This window comes from Aquirufa sp. ROCK2-A2 (assembly GCF_054558485.1).
This window is the reverse complement of record NZ_JBPXKA010000006.1, coordinates 89,848-106,571: the sequence shown is the minus strand read 5'-3', so window position 1 is coordinate 106,571 and position 16,724 is coordinate 89,848. Positions and strand designations below refer to the sequence as shown.

The 16,724-nt window shown below is 34.2% G+C and carries 13 protein-coding genes and 1 other RNA gene; 8 read left to right on the top strand and 6 right to left on the bottom strand.

Going from position 1 to position 16,724, the window contains the following annotated elements; translation table 11 throughout:
* Window positions 1–661: 661 nt before the first annotated feature.
* The 6 genes from rsmI to V7S76_RS09250 are packed head-to-tail and all read left to right on the top strand — an operon-like array spanning window position 662 to window position 7,226.
* On the top strand, window positions 662–1,333 hold the full coding sequence (gene rsmI, locus V7S76_RS09275; protein ID WP_459509814.1) for a 16S rRNA (cytidine(1402)-2'-O)-methyltransferase: 672 nt from the start codon (window positions 662–664) through the stop codon (window positions 1,331–1,333).
* Window positions 1,333–2,475, top strand: coding sequence for a lipoprotein N-acyltransferase Lnb domain-containing protein (locus V7S76_RS09270; protein WP_459509813.1), 1,143 nt, complete (start codon window positions 1,333–1,335; stop codon window positions 2,473–2,475). Before rsmI ends, V7S76_RS09270 begins: the two co-directional genes overlap by 1 nt.
* 32 nt (window positions 2,476–2,507) lie before the next feature.
* Window positions 2,508–4,721, top strand: coding sequence for a carbohydrate binding family 9 domain-containing protein (locus V7S76_RS09265; RefSeq protein WP_459509812.1), 2,214 nt, complete (start codon window positions 2,508–2,510; stop codon window positions 4,719–4,721).
* Between the two features lies 1 nt (window position 4,722).
* Entirely contained in the window at window positions 4,723–5,745 is a 1,023-nt protein-coding gene (locus V7S76_RS09260) for a threonine aldolase family protein (protein WP_459509811.1), read from the top strand.
* Window positions 5,746–5,787: 42 nt separating this feature from the next.
* Window positions 5,788–6,102: an L-rhamnose mutarotase gene (rhaM, locus tag V7S76_RS09255; protein WP_459509810.1), complete on the top strand. Its 315-nt coding sequence runs from the start codon at window positions 5,788–5,790 to the stop codon at window positions 6,100–6,102.
* Between the two features lie 2 nt (window positions 6,103–6,104).
* The gene (locus V7S76_RS09250) at window positions 6,105–7,226 is read left to right on the top strand and encodes a glycoside hydrolase family 88/105 protein (protein WP_459509869.1); all 1,122 of its coding nucleotides are present in this window, start codon (window positions 6,105–6,107) and stop codon (window positions 7,224–7,226) included.
* A 588-nt stretch (window positions 7,227–7,814) separates the two neighbouring features.
* Here the strand turns inward: V7S76_RS09250 and V7S76_RS09245 are convergent.
* Entirely contained in the window at window positions 7,815–8,780 is a 966-nt protein-coding gene (locus V7S76_RS09245) for a 3-keto-disaccharide hydrolase (protein ID WP_459509809.1), read from the bottom strand.
* Between the two features lie 239 nt (window positions 8,781–9,019).
* Here V7S76_RS09245 and V7S76_RS09240 point away from each other — a divergent pair, with 239 nt between their 5' ends.
* Window positions 9,020–9,784, top strand: a complete 765-nt coding sequence (locus tag V7S76_RS09240) for a hypothetical protein (RefSeq protein WP_459509808.1) — start codon at window positions 9,020–9,022, stop codon at window positions 9,782–9,784.
* Between the two features lie 324 nt (window positions 9,785–10,108).
* Here the strand turns inward: V7S76_RS09240 and ssrA are convergent.
* Together ssrA and V7S76_RS09230 are read right to left on the bottom strand one after the other, a co-directional pair.
* Window positions 10,109–10,476: a transfer-messenger RNA gene (gene ssrA, locus V7S76_RS09235) on the bottom strand.
* Window positions 10,477–10,591: 115 nt separating this feature from the next.
* Window positions 10,592–11,056: an Lrp/AsnC family transcriptional regulator gene (locus tag V7S76_RS09230; protein ID WP_459509807.1), complete on the bottom strand. Its 465-nt coding sequence runs from the start codon at window positions 11,054–11,056 to the stop codon at window positions 10,592–10,594.
* 225 nt (window positions 11,057–11,281) lie between these two features.
* On the opposite strand from V7S76_RS09230, the gene ald reads away from it, so the two are divergent.
* Window positions 11,282–12,367, top strand: coding sequence for an alanine dehydrogenase (gene ald / locus V7S76_RS09225; protein WP_459509806.1), 1,086 nt, complete (start codon window positions 11,282–11,284; stop codon window positions 12,365–12,367).
* 355 nt (window positions 12,368–12,722) lie between these two features.
* Here ald and V7S76_RS09220 read toward each other — a convergent pair whose 3' ends face one another.
* The 3 genes from V7S76_RS09220 to V7S76_RS09210 are packed head-to-tail and all read right to left on the bottom strand — an operon-like array spanning window position 12,723 to window position 16,649.
* Window positions 12,723–14,030, bottom strand: a complete 1,308-nt coding sequence (locus tag V7S76_RS09220; RefSeq protein ID WP_459509805.1) for a TolC family protein — start codon at window positions 14,028–14,030, stop codon at window positions 12,723–12,725.
* 2 nt (window positions 14,031–14,032) lie between these two features.
* Window positions 14,033–15,616, bottom strand: a complete 1,584-nt coding sequence (locus V7S76_RS09215; protein WP_459509804.1) for a DHA2 family efflux MFS transporter permease subunit — start codon at window positions 15,614–15,616, stop codon at window positions 14,033–14,035.
* A 4-nt stretch (window positions 15,617–15,620) separates the two neighbouring features.
* Window positions 15,621–16,649 (bottom strand): HlyD family secretion protein, encoded by a 1,029-nt coding sequence (locus tag V7S76_RS09210; RefSeq protein WP_459509803.1) that lies wholly within the window; start codon window positions 16,647–16,649, stop codon window positions 15,621–15,623.
* Window positions 16,650–16,724: the final 75 nt, after the last annotated feature.

Here is a 16,724-nt window from a genome sequence, read left to right as displayed (position 1 = left end):
CATCATTCGATGCGCTTTTTTTGTTTAATCAAACTTAATCATTTTTTGTTGTTACCATTCCGTACTGATAATTGTTGCGATTTAAACGGACATTTGAGAACAGAAATCAAAAACATTGTGTAATGGTAATGATTAATGGATTAAGATATAATACATCGTGGATGGAATCCAGAAAATCAATTAAATGATATACTTTATCAGTTTCTTGTTTGGAAATTGGCCTTAGAATTTTTAGGGGAAGCAGATCCCTTTACCCCCTGCAATTTACCGATTTAGAAATTAAGTTTATTGATAAAATGAATCATGAACCCTTTGGTGTTTTTACAAGTATTTATGATCATTTTTGAAAAAAACTGAAAAATGCCATAAATTATTTTTAGATTTTTACTTCATAGGATCGATGTAATTTACTGATTCAAATATACATTGGCATATTTTTTACAAAAAAAGCAAATATTTATTTCATTTAATCCAAGGCAGTCGATCCATTGAACTATCCGTCCGATTTTTTAAGTTTTCAACTCTTTTCTCTAACTCTGAATCACTTCCTTTCTGCAAATGTTAAGGTTCCAAATTCAAGAACGATGATTTGGATATGGAAATTCGACAATTTAACTTTTGAATCTCATTAATAATTACTAATTAATAATTATTTTTGTTCATGAAGCTTTTCCTTGTTCCAACTCCAATCGGTAATTTAGAAGATATTACATTACGTGCTATTCGCATATTAGGAGAGGTGGACGCCGTTTTGGCTGAGGATACTCGCAATACAGGAAAACTATTGAAGCATTTAGAAATTTCTAAACCTTTGTATGCACATCATTCACACAATGAACATGCAGGAGTTCAAGGAGTTGTCAAAATGTTGGAAGCTGGAAAGAAATTAGCATTGGTTTCTGATGCGGGAACTCCAGGGATTTCTGATCCAGGATATTTATTGGTAAAAGCTTGTTTGGCGAAAGGCATTGAAATTGAAAGTTTACCGGGTCCAACAGCTTTTGTTCCTGCTTTAGTGAATTCGGGTTTTCCAACCGATAGATTTATATTTGAAGGTTTTTTACCTCACAAAAAAGGTCGTCAAACCCGATTTAAAAATTTGGCTGAAGAGGAGAGAACCATTGTTTTGTATGAATCTCCACATCGAATCATCAAAACCTTGGAACAAATCATCGAATTTATTGGTCCAGAAAGACAAGTTTTGGTAGCTAGAGAAATCACAAAATTGCACGAACAAATGCACAGAGGATCAGCAGAGGAAGTTTTAAAGCAATTTCAAACTCAACCAGATAAAGTTAGAGGTGAAATGGTGGTGGTAATTGAAGGGAAATAATGAAAAAAATCTATCTTTTTATTTTCTTGTTCATTCAAACAAGTTTTTTGTTTGCTCAATTGAGTGAACAGTCGAGTATTTCATTGGTAACCGTAGCGTCAGGAACTGAATTGTATAGCAAATTTGGTCACAGCATGATCCTGATTCAAGATCCAGTCTTAGGTGTAGATAAGGCCTATAGTTATGGTACGTTCGATTTTGCTACCGACAATTTTTATTGGAAATTTTTGAAGGGAACCTTGCCCTATACCATCTCATTTAACAAATTTGAAGATGTAGCCAATTATTATGCCAATTATGAGCAAAGAACTTTGGTTGCACAAAACTTAAATCTTAGTTTAACTCAAAAAAATAGTATCTATCAAAGGTTAGAAACCAATTTATTGCCACAAAATAAGGAGTATCAGTATAAGTTTTTTTATGATAATTGTTCTTCTCGAATCAGAGATGTCTTCGTCAAAGAAAAGTTGATTCATGTACCTTGGAACAAGTTGGATTCACTTCAGAATTTGTCTTACCGGCAATGGATGAATAAATATTTGCCAGCCAACAATTGGGTGACTTTTGGAATGAATCTAGCATTAGGAGCAAGGTCAGATGTAAAAGCGGATGCGAATCAATCTTGCTACCTTCCCGATAATTTATTTTATGCCTTAAATTTTGCTAAAAATGGTGAAACGCCTTTGGTTAATTCGGTAGACCCTATATACGATGCACCATTGCAAAATCATGCTTCCATAAACTTTAGTGGACCTGTATTTGTATTAGGGGTATTAATTTTATTGTTACTAGGACTTTCAATAATCAAATGGAGGTTTTTGCCCCTATTGGATTATGTCCTATTCTCCATTTATGGGGTATTTTCTTGGTTGATTTTCTTTTTGGCAACATGTACGAATCATGAAGTGATGTCATGGAATGCTTCCATTTTGATGCTTTTTCCATTGAATTTTCCTTTGGTATTCTGGTTTGCAAAAAACAAGGATTCATTAATTTGGAAGAGATATTTACGAATCATTTTTATTATATCATCCGTTGGGTTTGTTTTAGCAAGCTTCTTTTTTTGGGGATTGTTTTTGGTAGGAGCCCCCATTATGATTCGTTTGTATTTTCTTAGTATCTCTAAACCTGTTCATGGATAATCAGGTGTAATCTACTTTTTTTTTAATAAATAATGCTTCATTTCTTAAAATTTCCTCTTTTAGCCACTTTCTTTTTGTTTAGCTATTGTACTTTTAGTCAAGACGTGTTCGCACCTTTGAAAAATAAACCTGAAATTCAAATGACTCCAATCGAGAGTAGTTTAACAATTGATGGAAGAATGTCTGAAAGTGAATGGAACCTAGCAAAACCCATTTTGTTGAATTATCAGGTGGAACCTTTTCAGGGAAATAATGCAAGCTTCAAAACAGAGGTAAGGATATTGGGTAATAAGCAATATTTATATGTTTCCGCCATAAATTACGATACTATCGGTAAGAAAAAATTCCGATCTCCGAATTTAAAGCGCGATTATGATTTCGGCAGTAATGACCTTTTTGGAATAGCCATCGATGGATTTAAAGACAAAAGAAATGCGATTGTTTTGCAATCAAATGCCTATGGAGTCCAAAGGGATTTGTTATCTTTTGATGATCGCCAGTTTGATATCGATTGGGATGGTTTATACAAGGTTCGGACGCAACGAACGGATTCATCATGGGTAGTAGAATTTGCTATTCCTTGGCAAACTTTACGTTATCCTAAATCTAGTTCAAATTCTAATCAAGATTGGGGACTCAACTTTTTTAGATTAAGACGTTCTTCCAATGAATTAAGTGTTTGGTCGCCACATCCAAGAGCATTTAGTCCCTTAAGGATGGATTATGCCGGTGTTTTAAAGTCAATTAATCCTCCAAAAACATCTTCAACCAACCTTCGAATAGTTCCATATTCTATTTTATCGAGAGATAAAGACAATGGGAGCGAAGTAGGATTTAAGGAATTTTCTTCAATTAAGTTCGGTGGTGAAATTAAATGGGCAATCAATCCGAATAATATACTTGATTTGACTGTGAATACAGATTTTGCGCAAGCAGATGTCGACCTTCAGGTAAATAATGTTAGTAGATTCTCGGTTTTTTTTCCTGAAAGGAGACAATTTTTTTTAGAAAATGCGTCACTTTTTGGATCTGGACTTGAACCTGTTGATGAGGTGTTAGGCGGATCTATGGTTATTCAACCTTTTTTTAGTCGAACCATTGGTTTAGATGCCAATGTTCAACCCATTCAAATTAAAGGAGGTGCTCGATATGTACATCGATCTGATGCACAAAACTTTGGTGCTATTTTAGTTCAACAAGGGGCTGGAGATGGAGTTGATTATACCAATTTTGGTGTCGGAAGGTTTTCGCAAAATTTTGGAAAACAAAATCGTTTGGGTGGAATTTTAACCTATAAACAAAATCCTTTGCAAACTCAATCCACTTCTTCGATGGATGCATTCGTACGTTTTTCGGATGTACTTTCTTATTCTGGAATGGTTAGTCTTACCCAAGATTCTCAAACAGGAAATGCTGCATTGGCCCAATATAACCAGTTTTTTTATCGGACGAATCAATTAAACGCCTACTGGACGCAAACTACAGTAAACAAAGATTATCTGCCGGCCATGGGTTTTGTTTCTCGAACCAATATTTTGTCAAATTCTCAAGGCGGCTATTATAATCTCCGAAAAAATTGGTTTCCGAAATGGATAAGGAGTGTGGAACCTGGGGTTTATACGGAATTTTACCATAGTTTGACTTCCTCTCAATTAGTAGAACGTAAAATATTGTTTACTCCGTTTTGGTCAAATTTACAAAATGGCGGGATTATTGGAATTTATGGCGAGTCAAGTTTCCAAAACTTAGAAGAAAAATTTAGTCCTTTAAATATTCCTATTGAAAAAGGAGAGTACCATTATTTTAGACAAGGAATTGTTATTTCTACCGATCGAAGTAAGAAGTATTCCTTTTTAGGAACCTATGATTTTGGTGGTTTTTATAATGGATATTCTAATTATTATAATTTGAAATTCAATTTTGCACCTATTCCTCATGTGAATGTTGGATTTACCTACGATCGCAATGAATTTAAGGGCGTTGGAATACAAAAAGAAGATAAGAATGTAGATTTATTTATGATTGAATCTCGATTAGCATTGAATCCAAGGGTGCAATTAATTGGATTTTATCAGCAAAACACTTTGAACGATTTACATGTTTTAAATATTCGATTTTCTTATGAATATCAACCACTATCTTTTATTTATATTGTTTTTAATGAATCTGATTATTCGGGTTCCGATGCTACTTTGCAAAAACAAAGTCGCCTTTTAAGTAAAATATCCTTTCTAAAACAATTTTAATATGCAAACAATAGAACTTCGTAGTGACACCTTTACATTACCGACGCAAGGAATGAAAGAGGCGATGTTTTCTGCGCCTTTGGGTGATGATGTTTTTGGAGAAGATCCAAGTATTTTGGCTTTGGAAGAAAAAGTTGCCAAATTATTTGGGATGCAAGCAGCCTTGTTTTGTGCTTCAGGTACAATGACCAATCAAATAGCTATTTCAGTGCATGTCTCTAAGGGACAAGAAGTTATATGCGATGAATTATCGCATATTTATTTATATGAAGGAGGTGGTATCATGGCCAATTCAGGCGCCTCCGTTAAACTTCTAAAAGGTGATTTAGGACGATTAAGTAAATCGCAAATAGAAGCTGCTATTTCACCGGATGATATTCACGCATGCGAGAGTGCTTTGGTAAGTTTGGAAAATACAGTGAACAAAGGAGGAGGAAGTTATTATTCAAGTGAAACCTTAACAGAAATTTCGCAATTTTGTCGTTCTAAGATGATTCCTTTACATTTAGATGGCGCACGAATCTTTAATGCCATGGCGGAAAGTGGACAAACACCTTTGCAATTTGGGCAATGGTTTGATTCGATTTCCGTATGTTTATCCAAAGGTTTAGGCGCACCTGTGGGTTCAGTTTTATTGGGTTCAACCAGCTTTATCAAAAAAGCGAAACGTGTTCGGAAAAGATTTGGGGGTGGTTGGCGCCAAGCCGGATTATTGGCAGCTGCTGGAATATATGCCTTGGACCATCATGTTGTAAGGCTAAAAGAAGATCATATCCGCGCAAAAAAAATAGCTGAAATTTGTTCGACCTTAAATTGGGTAGATTCAATTTTACCCGTTTCTACCAATATTGTGATAATCCGTTTAAATGAGGGGATCAATGCAGTTGATCAAGTACAAAAATTGGCTCATCAAGGGATAAAATGTGCTCCGTTTGGTATTGGATATATTCGATTTGTGACTCATTTGAATTTTGATGATGAACAATTGGATGCTTTTGAAAAACAAATCCAATTTGTTGAATAGTAGAATAGTATGAAAAAATGCTTTTGTATAAAATTCTATTTTATGCAAAGGAAAGCGTTTAAAATGTTTCTTATTCCTGGAAACGAACAAGAATACGTACGTCGTCATGATGAAATTTGGCCTGAACTTTCCCAATTATTGAAGGAGGTAGGTATTTGTCATTATTCCATATTTCTCGATCGAGAAACCTCTATTTTATTTGCCTATTTGGAATCAGAGGATTTGTCGAAATTAGAAAAACTACCAGATCAAGAAGTGATGAAAAAGTGGTGGGCCTATATGAAAGACATCATGTTAGGCAATCCCGATAATTCACCTGTATCTGTTGATTTAGAAGATATGTTTTATTTAGCCTAATGATGAAGAAATTATATATACTCCTAATATTAGCACTTTCTTTGCCCGCTATGTTATCGGCTCAATTTGATAAAAATGGATCTTTAATAAAAATGCATTTGGCAAAAACATATTTTCAACAAAAATGGCCTGATGTAGGTAAAATGATTCCAAGACCTGACCGCATTAGACCTTCAAATATTTGGACAAGAGCGGTATTTTATGAAGGTTTAATGGAATTGTATAAAATTGATCCCAAATCGGAAGACTTAAATTACATGGTCGATTGGGGAGAATTCCATCATTGGGGTTTACGAGATGGAGCGATAAAAACCCGAAATGCCGATAATCAGGCATGCGGGCAAGTCTATTTGGATTTGTTTTTGATGCAAAAGGATTCTGTCAGGATTAAACCCATCAAGGATAATATTGATAATATGCTTTTAAGCGATAAAGCCAATGATTGGTCATGGGTTGATTGTTTACAAATGGCTATGCCTGTATTTTCACGTTTAGGGACATTATTTAATGATCCTCGTTATTACGAGAAAATGTATGATTTATATGCCTATACCAAGAATAAACATGGGGTAAATGGTTTATATAACGCAGCTGATGGTTTGTGGTGGAGAGACAAAGATTTTGTTCCACCATATAAAGAGCCCAATGGTCAAAATTGTTATTGGTCAAGAGGGAATGGTTGGGTGTATGCCGCTTTGGTGAGAACCTTAGAAACCATGCCGAAAGATGCTCCTCATAGAGCGGAGTATGTAGCGGATTATTTAGCTATGACCAATGCTTTAATTCCATTGCAAAGAAAAGATGGTTTTTGGAATGTCAGTTTGAAAGATGAATCCAATTATGGTGGTCCAGAAGTGACAGGAACCGCTTTGTTTGTTTACGGTATGGCATGGGGAGTCAACAATGGATTATTGCCTTCAAAGAAATATAAAAAGTTGATCAATAAAACTTGGGGAGCTTTACTAACAACGGTCCATGATAATGGATTCTTGGGCTTTGTACAAGGAACAGGTAAAGAACCTAAAGAATCTCAGCCTGTCACTTTTGATTCAGTTCCTGATTTTGAAGATTTTGGATTAGGTTGTTTCTTATTAGCAGGAGTGGAGACGGTAAGGATGAACTAAATAGGTAAAAGGTAATAGGTAAAAGGTAATAGTGTTTAGTTATTAGGTAAATTAAAAACTAAATACTAGTCACTAAACACTGATAACTGAACAGTAACAACTACACACTTCCATTATCGCATTGCCATTTATTGGCTAATTTATTTTTCATGGCATTTCTTTTTTTGAAAAAAAAGAAACAAAAAAATTATTAGTTGCAAGTTAATCCTAGACGAATCAATTTAATTATGAAGTATGAATTATGAATTATGAGCCTGTTTTAGAATTCATAACTCATAATTCATACCTCATAATTTCTTTCGTTTCTTTCGTCGGATTAACCGCAAATTCATTTATAGGACCTAAAAAGAATAATTAGCGTCCACCGATCTCGGTTACTGGACTTGGCGAAGTATTGAAGCTAAAAGCGGTAATTTAGAGATTAATAATTGGAAATTTCAACCCTTAATTCGCAATAATAGGTAAAAGGTTATACCTAATATCTAATACCTAATACCTATTACCTAATACCTTTTACCTTTTACCTATTACCTATTACCTTTTACCTTTTACCTATTACCTTTTACCTCTTACCTTTTACCTATAACCCTATTTCCCTGGTGTTAACACAATATTTCTGTACTCTACCGGTCCATGATCTCCTTGAATCATGATAGGACCTGGTTCTCCTTCATTACTGTCGATTGCGCCTCCGGTGATTCCTGGAATTTCTTGTTTGTTAATAATGGTAATGCCATTACAAACAACTGTAACCAAACGGCCAACCAATGTAATGTCATAACTTTGCCATTCGCCTGCTTTCTTCGCTGGATTTACCAAAGGCTTGATAAAACCGTATAATGCACCTAATTGATCTTTAACAGGTTCCATTCCATAGCTATCAGAAACTTGTACTTCATAACGGCCGCGTAAATAAACCCCACTGTTGCTATCTTCTGGGTAACGGAATTCAATGTGTAATTTAAAATCCTTGAAAGTATCGGTTGTACGAATATTAGACCCTGATTTTGGACTTGTTAATACGCCATCTTTAACTATCCATTGATTAGTAGTTCCCATCGCTTCCCAGCCTGTTAAATCTTTACCGTTGAATATTTTAACAGCTTTCCCCCAGGTTGGTTCGTTTAATGAAATTAATTTAGGTGAACGAACACCCACCCATGTCAAAGTTTGACCTCTAGGTGTAGTCATTGTTCCAGTTAATTGATCACCTGAAAGTGTTCCTTCTACTTTTAAATCTGTTTCAGAAGGTTCCCATTGTGGAGGAATAGAAAAGGATATTTTGTTATCAGTTACATTGATTTTAGAGATGGGTCTTGCACTTCCGCCATCTCCAACAAAATGACCCACAAATGTCTTTAAACCTGAATGACTAATTTCTAACCAAGATGGAGATTTTTTGGTCCCATTATTGATGGTGATATCCCAACGACCTTCCACAGGTTTAGGACCATATTTCTGTTGAGCATTTGCTGTAAAATTGGAGATCAAAAGGGAAGCAAATAAAAGAGTTGTTCCTTTTAAAATGGAATTGTTAAAGTAAGATTTTTTCATAATTAATTGATTTGATAATCTTCAAAGATAAATAAAACATTGAATTATGCTATGATGATTCGGGATTTCATTTTTTGAAAAAAAAACTCAAAGATTAACCTTTATAATTATTAAATCGAATTAGGCATATCAATTCACATAAATTTGATAAATTCAGAAGATATTATATTTTCTGGAATTCTAACTGATTTTTATGATTAACATAAAATGAAATATTATAAAAATTAAATTTTATATAAATGGCTAGGGTAGCGGTTCTATTAAGAGGACACTTTTTTAAAGTAAATTATTATTCAATAGGCTCATCTCCTGGTTATAGAATTGTTGATTCAAGAAGCAACCTGAGTTCAATTAAGAGAAATATAATTCTTCCTTTAGAATCATTTTATGAAATTGATTTATATGGCATTACATATCCAAGTTTTTTTTCTACTTATTTAGTCAAAAGTTTAACCTTTAAAAAATTAATATTCATCAATAAAAAATACAATCTAACACAGCAGGATAATATTTTAATGGGATTGGATCTAATAATAAATTCTGGAATTAATTACGATTTTATGGTTATTTCAAGATTTGATTTGAAATTAAAAAAAAGTATTTCAGATTTTAATTTAAATTATTCTAAAGTTAATCTTACATGGAGAGAAACTTTCGAATTATGGGAATCTCAAAAAAGAGTTGGAGATTGTTTTCATGTTGTTCCAGGTAAATATATTGAGTCTTTCAAAAATGCAATTCAGTTAGCTCCAAGTAAATCCGACTTTCATCAAATATTTATTGATTTATCTGATAGTATAGGTGCTTCAAACATTGAATTTATGGCTAATGGCTATCATGATTCCAATAGTGATAAAGTGGCAAATCCTATCTATGAATTAATTCGTGGTTCGAATAGCATTGTGATAAATCTTATTTCATTCATTTCTATAAAATTACTTTCATTCTTGAAATACATATATAGATTTTTTAGAAATTTATTCAAATCACTCGTGTCTAGTTAAATTAAGTTGATGTTCAATTGGATAGGATTTTTGTCTTTGACAGCTTGTTAAAAGGTGTTTTCAAAAAGCTATCCCTCCATTGATTTGATACAGAATATTTAGTGATTGATGAACAGGTCGAAATTGTATAAGAAGGTAAAATAGGTAAAATGTTGCAGATGGGTTATGTACCCCATTGCACATTAAAAACAATTTAACCAAATTTTATACCCCACTTGAAAAGAGACTTAAAATTGAGATAATTTCAGATTTATTATAAATGTATACTAATGCTAAATTAAAAAATCCTTAACTATTTGAAAATCAAAAGTTAAGGATTTGAATTGGTGGAGTCGGAGGGATTCGAACCCTCGTCCAAACCTAGCAACCAGCAGCTTTCTACACGTTTATTTGCTTTTAATTTTCGATCAAAATCAGGCCAGCAACCAGCCAAAATTTCAACTTATCCTCTGGGTACTAACAAGCAGTTAGAGAAATTCTACTTATCGACTCTGCATGTCGACGCTCAGATGCCCTCCTCGGCAGAGTTTGGAAGAGGCTGAACGATGGCACTTGGTTAGTCTATCAGACTAAGCAGCCATGGCATACGAAGTATTGCCAGTTGTGTTTCGAAGGTTTTTTTAACAGGAAATACCTACAACTCCCGACGTGCTTACAACCGATCTAATAAGCTGTCAAAACCGGTCGACCCCAAATAAAGTATGATTTATGAATTACGAGTTATGAATTTTCTTAAATTACTTACTCTCCTTACTATAAATCAAAAACAAAATTACAATACTTAACTCATAATTCATAACTCATAATTCATATCGGTAATTCCGTAGTCTGCTTAATTTCATCCATCACAAATAAACTGTTAATATGGGCGATTGATGGCAAAACAGCTAATTTTTCTTGGTAAAATCGATTGTAACTCTCAACATCCGCACTAAGAACATTTAAGTAATAATCAAAATTTCCTGAAACCAAATGACAAGAGATTACTTCCGGATATTCTTTAATAGCTTCTTCAAATGCTTTGAAATTTTGTCTATTTTGCTTTTCTAAGGTTACTTGGCAATGTACCAAAAGTCCTAAATTCAATTTCTTTCTGCTAAGTAAGGCAACTTGCCCTAAAATATATCCTTCTTGCTCCATATTACGTATTCTATCGTGTGTAGGGCTCAATGAAAGGTTAACTTTACTAGCAATTTCCTTTAGTGTAATCTGACTATTCGACTGTAGAATCTTTAAAATCTTATAATCAAGGCTATCTAAATGTAATTTCATGTCAATAATATTTTCGGATAATCAGTATTTAAATACCAATGATAAGAAAAATTTTCTGTTTTTTGTTATTTCATGCTCATATATTTCTTATTTATACCTTTATTACACTATTTTTTTTGGTTTAATACTATATTTGCAAAGTATTATACTTCATCAAAGGTAACGGCCAGCGAAATTTTTCGTTGGTCGTTCTTTTTTACACTCATCTAACAAACTTCTACTAATATGAAAATAGGTATCCCTAAAGAGATAAAAAATCTCGAATTCCGAGTAGGTATGACTCCAGCAGGTGTTGATTCTCTAATTAAAAATGGGCATCAAGTATTTGTTCAAAAAGACGCAGGTGTAGGATCAGGATTCTCGGATACGGTCTATCAAAGTGTCGGGGCTATCATTTTAGATTCTGCTAGTGAAGTTTATCAAAATGCAGATATGATCGTCAAGGTTAAAGAACCTTTGGCAGCAGAATTTGTATTTATTCGTCCTGGTCAAATTTTATTTACCTATTTTCATTTTGCTGCTTCGAAAGAATTGACAGAAGCCATGATTCAAACAAAAGCTGTTTGCATTGCTTATGAAACCGTAGAGCTGCCAGACCATTCTTTGCCCTTGCTGACGCCTATGTCGGAAGTAGCTGGTCGAATGGCCATTCAAGTGGGTGCCTATTATTTAGGAAAACCTCAAGGTGGTAAAGGCAAAATGTTGGGTGGAGTTCCTGGTGTTCGTCCTGCGAATGTATTAATTTTAGGTGGGGGAGTAGTTGGAACTCAGGCAGCTAAAATGGCCGCAGGTTTAGGTGCTAATGTAACTATTTTGGATACCAATTTAGCTCGATTACGGCATTTGAATGAAACCTTACCTTCCAATGTAACAACTCAATTTTCTACACAATTTGCTATTCAAGAGCATTTACCCACGACTGATTTAATCATTGGTGCTGTTTTATTACATGGAGCAAAGGCTCCTCATTTAATTAAGAAAGATGACCTTGTCAAAATGGCTCCCGGGACCGTGTTGGTAGATGTGGCAGTTGATCAAGGAGGTTGTATGGAAACTTGTCGACCAACCACCCACCAAGACCCTATCTTTTTCGTAGATAATGTTTTACATTACTGTGTAGCAAACATGCCTGGAGCCGTACCACAAACATCTACCGCAGCATTGACGCAAGCTACTTTGCCTTATGTTCAATTAATAGCGAATAAAGGTTGGGAATCGGCCTGTGAAAGCAATGCTTCGTTAAATAAAGGTCTTACAATTGAAAATGGCAGATTATTAGACACAAAATTAGCGGTAGAATTTAACTTGTAATGCGAATTAAGAGTTAGAACTTTTAATAAAATTTCTTTTCGTGCTGCTCTTTGTTACAGCCTTTAAAAACTTGGCTTCGTGAACCTCAGCCACTGTTTGTTATCACGAAAACGTTTATGCTGAAAGCTAAATAATTTCGACATTAACAGGTAGAAAATAAGTTTTTTTTTGTTTCTTTTTTTTCTAAAAAAAAGTAATACTATGGAAAAAGAATTAGCCAATAAATGGCAATAAAATATCGACTATTGAGATATTATCGCATATTATAACTCTTAATTCGCATTTCTAATTAATTACGATTTCCGGTATTTCAAAAGGCAATTGAAATTTTCAATTGCCTTTTTCTTGAAGTTTGTTACCAAATTTTGATGCCTTGAATTTTTAATATTTCTAATTGATTTATTTTCATTAGATATTCATATTGTGTCGCAATTAACTCCGCTTCTTCTACCGTATTTTGTACTTGATCCAATTCAATTTTACGAATAAAACCTTCTTTAAATTTATTCTCTGCTAATTTTAAGGCATATTTCGATTGCTCCACTACTTTTTTCTGACTTTCATATTTCTGTGAATTGGTCGAAAGAACTGTTTTGGCTTGCGAAAAGGAATTGCTTAATTTTTCCTGCGTGTCTTGTAATTGCAATTGTATTCGCTCTTGCTGAATTTTTGCTATACTAGTTTGTTTGGCTCCTCTTTTACCTGAATAAATGGGAATATTTAATTTTATTCCAAGCATGGAATTTAATTTAAAATCATCAGCAAAATCCGGGGTTTCACCATTGATTCTTGGGACAAATCCATTCCTAATTCCTAAGCTAGCAATTCCAGAAATGGAGGGTAAATTGGAACTTTGAGCTAATTCAATTTCTTTTTTAGAAATAGCTTCTTGTGCACTTAATTGTTCAATTTCTATATTATCATTTATCGATAATTCATTGTTTGTACTATTTCCCTTTAGAAACGATTGATTATTGTGCAAATAAGGAGCTGCATTTTGACCTAGTAGCGTACTTAAATAATCGGTTATTAGTTTAATTTGACTATCTACCTCTACTATTTTTATTTGTTGATTTTGAACACGTACCTGCTGACTAATTTGATCATATTCCAACGCAGCACCTAATTTTACTTGATTCGCAATGATACTAAACTGACTTTCAAATCGATTTAATTGAGATTTTTGAACGTCAAGAACTTTGTATAAGTATTGAATCTGATAGTATAACTGGGCAATTTGAAATCCTAAATTAAATTCTTGTTGTTCAATTTGTGCTTTGGTTAAATTGCTTTCTAACCTAGTTTTTTCTACAGCTAAAGCGTTTTTACCCCAATCATAAATGGTATGGCTTGCAACAAATTGGGAATTATAATTCATGTTTGGTTGAAACTGAAGGACGGATGTACCCGTTGGACTTGCAAAACTAGCTTTGGAAACAGGATCCATTCGTACAATTCCTATTTCGGCTCCAACGGTTGGCTTACCATACGATTCTTGAATTTGGGTTTTTAAATCTCCAATGGCAAGTAAGTTTTTCTGACTTTTTAGGCTAGGTGAATATTGTAGAATGCCTTTTATTAAATTCGACAATTCTTTGTTTTCTTGCGCTTTTAAGGTTAAAGTGCTGAAAACCAGTAAAATAAAAATGGTAAATTTATTCATAATTAATGAGCCTCTTCGGCTGCTTTATTTAATTTATCTAATTCTGCCTGACTTTTTTTAGGTGTTTTTATTAAAAATAAAAAGGGTAGGATTAATACGAAAATGATGGAAACCAATCTGAAGGTGTCCAAATAGGCCAAATAATAAGCTTGTTTGGTTACGGCCAAATCAATAGATTTAAATGCAGCCGCGCTTGCTTGATAGGCATCACCTGTTTTTTGCATGATGGTTTGACTAATTCCATTCCATCTCATTTGAAACAATGGATTTTCTGCTTGAACATTCGCTAATAAATCATTTCGATGTTGGGCCGCTCTTTGAGTAGCGTAATTATTGGCAACAGCGATTCCAAATGCTCCTCCGAGTTGACGGATCATATTGGTTAATGAAATGCCTGACGCAAATTCATTGGGTTTTAATCCGGCAACCGCTTGATTAATCAATGGCATTTGTAAAAATGCTACTCCAATAACTCGAAGCATTTGCATAGGGAAAAAATCCCAGCGCCCCATGTCTGTGGTCGATTGTCCACCAACAAATCCAAAAACGATATAGATCAATATTCCGGATGCCATAAATGGCAAAGGTTTTCCACCTTTGGATAGATATTTTCCAATCATTGGAAAGATTAATACCCCTAAAAAGGTAGGATACATTAAGGATAATCCGGTTTCTGTAGGAGTAAGGCCATTGATTCGTTGTACCATGATAGGATAAACAAACACTGAGGTAAATAATCCAAATCCTCCAACCAAGGTAAAAATAGAACTCATGGTGAAAGTTTGATTACCAAAAATTTTCAAGTTCACCACCGGATGTTCCGTTGTTAATTCTCGCCAAATAAAAAGGGCGGTACCAAGTACAAAACCTATGGCGCAAAGCGTAATTACCCTCGAGTCAAACCAATCTTCACTTTCCCCTTTCTCCAAAAAGTACTGCAAAGTTCCCACTGCCAAACTTAAAAGTATAATTCCTATGTAATCTATCTGTATCGATTTTCGATTGGTTCCTTCTCCTGGTTTTTTCTCAATGTACGCAATGGTTAATATCGTTGCGATGATACAAATGGGAATATTAACAAAAAAGATATCTGACCATTTGAAATTATCGACCAAGTAACCTCCTAAAACAGGTCCTAAGGAGGGTCCTAAAATGATTCCCATACCAAAAAAACCAGACGCCATAGGTCTTTCCTCTGGTTCAAATGCATCAAATAAAATGGCTTGTGAGGTAGATAATAAGGCACCTCCACCAATACCTTGCACAAATCGCCAAAAAACTAATTCCCATAATGTTTCACTGGTTCCACAAAAATAGGATGCAATGCCAAACAAAATCATCGAACCTAGATAGTAATTTTTTCTTCCAAAATACTCGCCTAAAAAGCCGGTCATTGGAATAATAATTACGTTGGCGATGGCATAAGATGTAATTACCCATGCGATATCCTCTATCGTGGCACCTAGGGAACCTGAAATTTGATTCAATGCAACATTGACAATCGTTGTATCTAGCAATTCCATTACTGCAGCAGTAATGGTGGTAATGACAATGATGAATTTTGCAAATCCTTTAGGACGAGACATTTTCTTAGTTTATCGGTGCGGAAACTTCTAATGATAAGCCGGCTTTTAATAAATGCTTCACTTTATCATAATTTAAGATTTCAATTTTTACTGGAATTCGCTGAGAAACCTTGACAAAATTTCCGGATGAATTATCAGGAGGTAATAAGGTAGTTTTAGCTCCGGTAGATTCCGAGATGGAAACAATTTTCCCTTCAAGTTTTTCGTTCGGAAATGCATCAATTTTGATTTCTACCATTCCTCCAATTTTCAATTTACCTACTTGAGTTTCTTTATAATTCGCTACAACCCAGTATTTGCTATCATCCACCAAGGTCATTAAAGGTTGTGAAATCTGTATAAATTGACCCGGTTCAACAGCCTTTTTGCCAATTTTCCCATTTTGTGGTGCCATGATGTTGGCATAACTTAATTTTAATTTTTGTTGCGCAATCTTTACATTTTTGACTTTGATAGTCGATTCAGCTCGATGTAAATTGGCTACTAAAATGGCCAATTTCGATTGATTACTAACTAAATCAGCCTCAGCTCCTTGTAATTTTATTTCTGCAAGTTCTGCCAAATCTTTGTTTTCAAGATATTGTTGGTGCGTTACCGCCTTTTCTTTTTCTAATTCTTGATAATGGGTTAAATCCCTCTGTGTTTTATCTTTCTGTTGGACAGCTGCTTTCACTTGCGATTTTTGAGCCAAAATACTTTTTTCAAAACTGATTAAATTGGCTTTTGCATTTTCAACATCTGTTTTAGCTTGCTCTAAATCTGCTTCCAACTCCTCTAAGGCTAATTTTCCTTCCTCCACATCTATTTCTACTAAAACTTGCCCTTTTTTTACTTCTTCATAGTCGTTGACATAAACATTTTTGACATAACCAGCAATTCTAGGAAGAACCGGAACAAAGTAAGCTTCTATTTGAGCATTATCTGTATCCTCATGGGTACTTGCGTATTTATATTTATTAAAGCCATAAAAAGCCCCGATGAGTAAGACTATTCCAAATATGATTTTAGGAAGGTGTTTTTTGGGTTGTGACATAGATTCATTTTTAGGATAGCAAAGAAACGAATGAATTCAAATAAAGTCAAGTAACTTGACTAATTTATTACAATG

Bases quoted from the DNA above. Each gene is read 5' to 3' on its own strand.
- rsmI (WP_459509814.1), top strand. From the start codon at position 662: ATGAAGCTTTTCCTTGTTCCAACTCCAATCGGTAATTTAGAAGATATT.
- V7S76_RS09270 (WP_459509813.1), top strand. From the start codon at position 1,333: ATGAAAAAAATCTATCTTTTTATTTTCTTGTTCATTCAAACAAGTTTT.
- V7S76_RS09265 (WP_459509812.1), top strand. From the start codon at position 2,508: ATGCTTCATTTCTTAAAATTTCCTCTTTTAGCCACTTTCTTTTTGTTT.
- V7S76_RS09260 (WP_459509811.1), top strand. From the start codon at position 4,723: ATGCAAACAATAGAACTTCGTAGTGACACCTTTACATTACCGACGCAA.
- rhaM (WP_459509810.1), top strand. From the start codon at position 5,788: ATGCAAAGGAAAGCGTTTAAAATGTTTCTTATTCCTGGAAACGAACAA.
- V7S76_RS09250 (WP_459509869.1), top strand. From the start codon at position 6,105: ATGAAGAAATTATATATACTCCTAATATTAGCACTTTCTTTGCCCGCT.
- V7S76_RS09245 (WP_459509809.1), bottom strand. From the start codon at position 8,780: ATGAAAAAATCTTACTTTAACAATTCCATTTTAAAAGGAACAACTCTT.
- V7S76_RS09240 (WP_459509808.1), top strand. From the start codon at position 9,020: ATGGCTAGGGTAGCGGTTCTATTAAGAGGACACTTTTTTAAAGTAAAT.
- V7S76_RS09230 (WP_459509807.1), bottom strand. From the start codon at position 11,056: ATGAAATTACATTTAGATAGCCTTGATTATAAGATTTTAAAGATTCTA.
- ald (WP_459509806.1), top strand. From the start codon at position 11,282: ATGAAAATAGGTATCCCTAAAGAGATAAAAAATCTCGAATTCCGAGTA.
- V7S76_RS09220 (WP_459509805.1), bottom strand. From the start codon at position 14,030: ATGAATAAATTTACCATTTTTATTTTACTGGTTTTCAGCACTTTAACC.
- V7S76_RS09215 (WP_459509804.1), bottom strand. From the start codon at position 15,616: ATGTCTCGTCCTAAAGGATTTGCAAAATTCATCATTGTCATTACCACC.
- V7S76_RS09210 (WP_459509803.1), bottom strand. From the start codon at position 16,649: ATGTCACAACCCAAAAAACACCTTCCTAAAATCATATTTGGAATAGTC.